At 39.8% G+C, this 3,830-nt stretch carries 5 protein-coding genes and 1 pseudogene; 3 read left to right on the top strand and 3 right to left on the bottom strand.

What is annotated here, in order from left to right; all coding sequences use genetic code 11:
- Positions 1–494, top strand: a 494-nt coding sequence (locus V7K21_RS04425) for a hypothetical protein (RefSeq protein WP_335171901.1), incomplete at its 5' end; no start/stop codon positions are given.
- A gap of 299 nt (positions 495–793) precedes the next feature.
- Here V7K21_RS04425 and V7K21_RS04420 read toward each other — a convergent pair.
- Both V7K21_RS04420 and V7K21_RS04415 read right to left on the bottom strand, forming a co-directional pair.
- Positions 794–1,021 carry a hypothetical protein gene (locus tag V7K21_RS04420; RefSeq protein ID WP_335171899.1) on the bottom strand — a complete coding sequence of 76 codons (228 nt, stop codon included), beginning with the start codon at positions 1,019–1,021 and terminating at the stop codon, positions 794–796.
- A gap of 89 nt (positions 1,022–1,110) precedes the next feature.
- The gene (locus V7K21_RS04415; RefSeq protein ID WP_335171897.1) at positions 1,111–1,290 is read right to left on the bottom strand and encodes a hypothetical protein; all 180 of its coding nucleotides are present in this window, start codon (positions 1,288–1,290) and stop codon (positions 1,111–1,113) included.
- Between the two features lie 68 nt (positions 1,291–1,358).
- Here V7K21_RS04415 and V7K21_RS04410 point away from each other — a divergent pair, with 68 nt between their 5' ends.
- Positions 1,359–2,906, top strand: coding sequence for an FAD-binding domain-containing protein (locus V7K21_RS04410; protein WP_335171895.1), 1,548 nt, complete (start codon positions 1,359–1,361; stop codon positions 2,904–2,906).
- 252 nt (positions 2,907–3,158) lie between these two features.
- Here V7K21_RS04410 and V7K21_RS04405 read toward each other — a convergent pair.
- A pseudogene (locus V7K21_RS04405) lies at positions 3,159–3,461 on the bottom strand (IS630 family transposase); the annotation flags it as partial.
- 1 nt (position 3,462) lies between these two features.
- Between V7K21_RS04405 and V7K21_RS04400 the strand changes: the two are divergent.
- Entirely contained in the window at positions 3,463–3,639 is a 177-nt protein-coding gene (locus V7K21_RS04400; protein WP_335171893.1) for an ATP-binding domain-containing protein, read from the top strand.
- Positions 3,640–3,830 lie beyond the last annotated feature (191 nt).

Below are 3,830 nucleotides of genomic sequence, written 5' to 3'. Positions count from 1 at the left end.
AGCGAAAGTTATCCCCTGAGTTTGTGATTACTCAAGCTTGCGCCCACTCAGCTCCGACTCTCGGTAACGAGTACAAGGTAGTTAACTGGTTACGTACTGCTGCGATTATGGCTGGAATTGACCCCGTAGCCCAAGAATATTTATTCATATCAAAGCAAAACCATCTGCGTCTGCCGAGGGTGCGTCAACTTGGCAACTTCTCACCACAAGCAGATTCATCACAAACTAACTTACTGGCTGAGTATGCCTTCCATAACCTGTCAGATGCAGACTTTGTTTTATCAATTCCGGCTGTTGCTATTGTTCAAGAGCAATTGAGAGCGATCGCTCCCCAGTTTGGCTATAATCCTACGGATACAACATATATTAAAAAATTTCGCAACCCTGTGCTAAGTTACTTATCTGCTGAACGATTGCTAATTATTTATGGTAACCGTGGGCTTGATGGTGTAATTGCAGAAATCAGGAAGCTCAGTCAGAAAAAGATTATCTAGCTCGACTAAAATTTGGGGGTTCTGGCATAAAGCAATAAATAGTAAAAAGTGATCGCTATGATCGCTCTCCTTACCCCCCCCTGCCTCAAGAGCCTCCCCTGCTTCCCCATCTCACAAAATCGCATTGCTCCCGTCATACCTGAGTCTGGTAGATGGGACTTTCACCCATATCAGACCGAGAGTTCAACTTTTATCTATTGCTAGATTAGGTTGGTTAGTTTATATACGGACTGATTACCGTGATTTAACTAACAACGAATCGCACTTCCTCTAAGAATTTATGAAAGGCGATCGCCCCTCTACAGTTGCTCCATCTTAATCCCTGGCACTTCCATCATCACCGTAGTAATCGGCACAAGCCGCCCCACAGTGGTGTAATCGCTGTTCCCCACTGGCGTTGTTGTAGTACGCTCTTGAAACCGCCGCATGGTAATCAAAAACCACTCTCGCGTCTTTGGCATCGGCAACCGATACAAAAGCCGAGTGTTGATAAAGTAATAAAATAGCCAGTCTGCCTCAGTGTACATAAAGCATCCCGGCGTTCCACGTTCCAAATTGCTATGGGTTTCAAAGAACAAGTTACGTGTCTTGTTCCATCTGTCGCCCTTAATCTCAATTAAAATTTCACCCGTCTGCGTTGTCCTATGAGGTCAACATCGCGGCGCTGGTAGTCTGGGTCATCCTCAACATTTTGGACGCTAATAGTTTCTGACTTTGACCATAACCACACCTCAATATTAGTAGCAGCTTGTTTAGCTACCTGCACCGCGTCATCCATACTGTAGGCGTAGGTCATAGTTTTAGTTCCACCATTAAAATTATTTAGTACTATTGTATTATTAAGTTGATATAGAAAATTGAGTTATGCACCTTCTGTGGTTTCGTCGAGATTTACGTTTGACTGACAACGAAATTGTCACCTTAGCGTCTGCCAAAAATACCGTAGTTTTACCATTCTTTATCATCGACCCTTGGTTTTATCAATGGGTTGATGTCGGTAAAGCAAGGGTGCGGTTTTTGTTTGAGTCTCTAGAAAATCTAGATAGCAATTTACAAAAATTAGGTAGCAAATTAATATTATTTGAAGGTAATGCTGTAGAGATTATACAAGAATTAACTCAACAATTAACACAGCAGGGACATAGACCAAAACTTTACTTAAATCGTGATGTACAAGTTGAGTATGGTATTAGCCGAGATAAAACCGTAGTTAATTTGTATCAAGCATTAAATCTCGATTATCATCTGGGACTAAACAACTTTTTACAATCAAAAGATAAACGTGAGCAGTGGTTTAACGAGTATTACACATATCAAAGACAATCTATTTATCAAACTCCCACTAGTATCAACACTCCATCACTTTCTCTAAACGTACCCCAAATTACATTTGATGAACTCAAACAGAAATATCGTGCTTTTTTACAAACAGAACAGGTATATTTGATTGGTGGAGAAACACAGGCACAAGCCACATTAAATTCATTTCTTAAAAATAGATTTAATGGCTATCACTGGAAACTTTCACGCCCTTGGTTAGCACAGCAAGGTGCAACATCTCACCTATCACCACATCTGACTTTTGGTACAATTTCAACTCGCATTGTTTACCAACGTACTAAAGCACGAGCAGCAGAATTTACAAATCAGCCCAAGGCAGAATTTTCATTAAAAGCATTTCGTGACCGCTTACGCTGGCATGATAGTTTTACACAGCGCCTTTATTTTTACCCAGAAATAGCTTACAAAAACCGTTATCCAGAATTTGATGAATGGTATACACCCCTAGAGTTACCACCACAAAAACAAGAACTGTTTCATGCATGGCTTGAAGGATTAACAGGCTTTCCCCTGGTAGATGCCAGTATGCGACAACTAAAAACTATGGGTTGGATGAACTTTCGCATGAGGGCAATGTGTGCCACATTTTTAACTATCAATTGCGGTATTTCCTGGCATCATGGCGCTAGACATTATATGAACTATTTAGTAGATGGAGATTTAGCAATTGATAATTGGCAGTGGCAAATGCAAGCTGGTGTTACTAATCCCTTAAGTGATACTTTTCGCATATATAACCCAAATAAGAATATTTCCGAAAAAGACCCAGACCTCAAATTTATTTACTATTGGATAAGCGAACTAAAAGGTTATAGTCTACCAGAAATTATTCAAGGTAAATATATTGGCACTAGTTTTTATCCAGAAACTATTTTAGATTGGGCTAAAACCCGCAAAGTTAACGGTAAAATCATCTCTGACCTTCGGAAAAAAGTAAGAGAAAGATTAACTCTCCAAGGTGGAGATGAATATGAAAGTGCAGTTGCAGCTAAAGAAACAGTAAATAAATACTGGCAACATAAAGATAGGGAGTACAAAGAATTCAAAGAATTAGAGGCAGAACTAGAGTAGTTAAGATGAAGGATAGCGATCGCAGCTAGTTATAAGGGAAAGTCAGTTATCCCTCTTCTGTCACTTTTCGGGGTAAGTAAGTAGTAAATAAACTAAATTATCCAGAAGCATAAGAGGGTTTAAATTGATTCATTGCACTAATTAAATGATTAAATCCCAGTAATAAATTGTTTCTGGGTCAGTAGTTATTTCCCAGTAAGTTATGGCTCTTCTTTCACCATAGATTATTTCTCGGATATATCTATAGGAATCCTATTTGATTTTTGAATAAGTTCCGTACATCTGTAGAATGTCAAAATCAAAGGTAGTATGTCTAATAAACCACTCAAATATCCACTTTAAATGTGAAAATGAAGGAATTAAAGCACAAAAACGTCTCTTCGAGACGCTGCGCGAACGAACCCATGTTTTGGCTTGTAACCAAATATCCTCTATCGGATTTTGTACTGGGCAATTAGGGGCAAAACGGACACAGTGTATTTTCCATTGCTCGGTTGGTAAGCTTTGATTAACAGAGTCCAGGAAACCTCTAATTTTCTTGGAACGGTGGTAGCTGATGTACAAGTGCTTTGCCCTGACTCGGAATTTACTTTATACAGGGTTAACCCGTGCCAAGAAGCTGGCGATTATTATTGGCAGCAAGAAGGCAATAAGTATGTGCATTCCTTCTACAAAATCCCAAGAGCGATATACCCGATTACGGCAGAGGTTAATTCAAGCAGCGTTACAATGATTGCGCTCCCACCTTGACAAACTGCAACTCTACCTGAACGAGAAAGAGCGATGGCGTACCCGCCCTTGACGGTGGCGATCGCCTTTATAAGATTCTTAGTAACTGCCTAGCTAGTAGTAATAGAGGAAAGGAAAACAGAGACATTACCTTCTAAAGCATCAGTAATAACTTCGAGGAGATTAAGACCATGC

This window comes from Nostoc sp., from assembly GCF_036919595.1.
Classification (GTDB): Bacteria; Cyanobacteriota; Cyanobacteriia; order Cyanobacteriales; family Nostocaceae; genus Nostoc.
This window is presented reverse-complemented; position numbering and strand designations above follow the sequence as displayed.

Coding starts and splice junctions, on each gene's coding strand:
- V7K21_RS04420 (WP_335171899.1), bottom strand. CDS start 1,021: ATGTACACTGAGGCAGACTGGCTATTTTATTACTTTATCAACACTCGG.
- V7K21_RS04415 (WP_335171897.1), bottom strand. CDS start 1,290: ATGACCTACGCCTACAGTATGGATGACGCGGTGCAGGTAGCTAAACAA.
- V7K21_RS04410 (WP_335171895.1), top strand. CDS start 1,359: ATGCACCTTCTGTGGTTTCGTCGAGATTTACGTTTGACTGACAACGAA.
- V7K21_RS04400 (WP_335171893.1), top strand. CDS start 3,463: ATGTACAAGTGCTTTGCCCTGACTCGGAATTTACTTTATACAGGGTTA.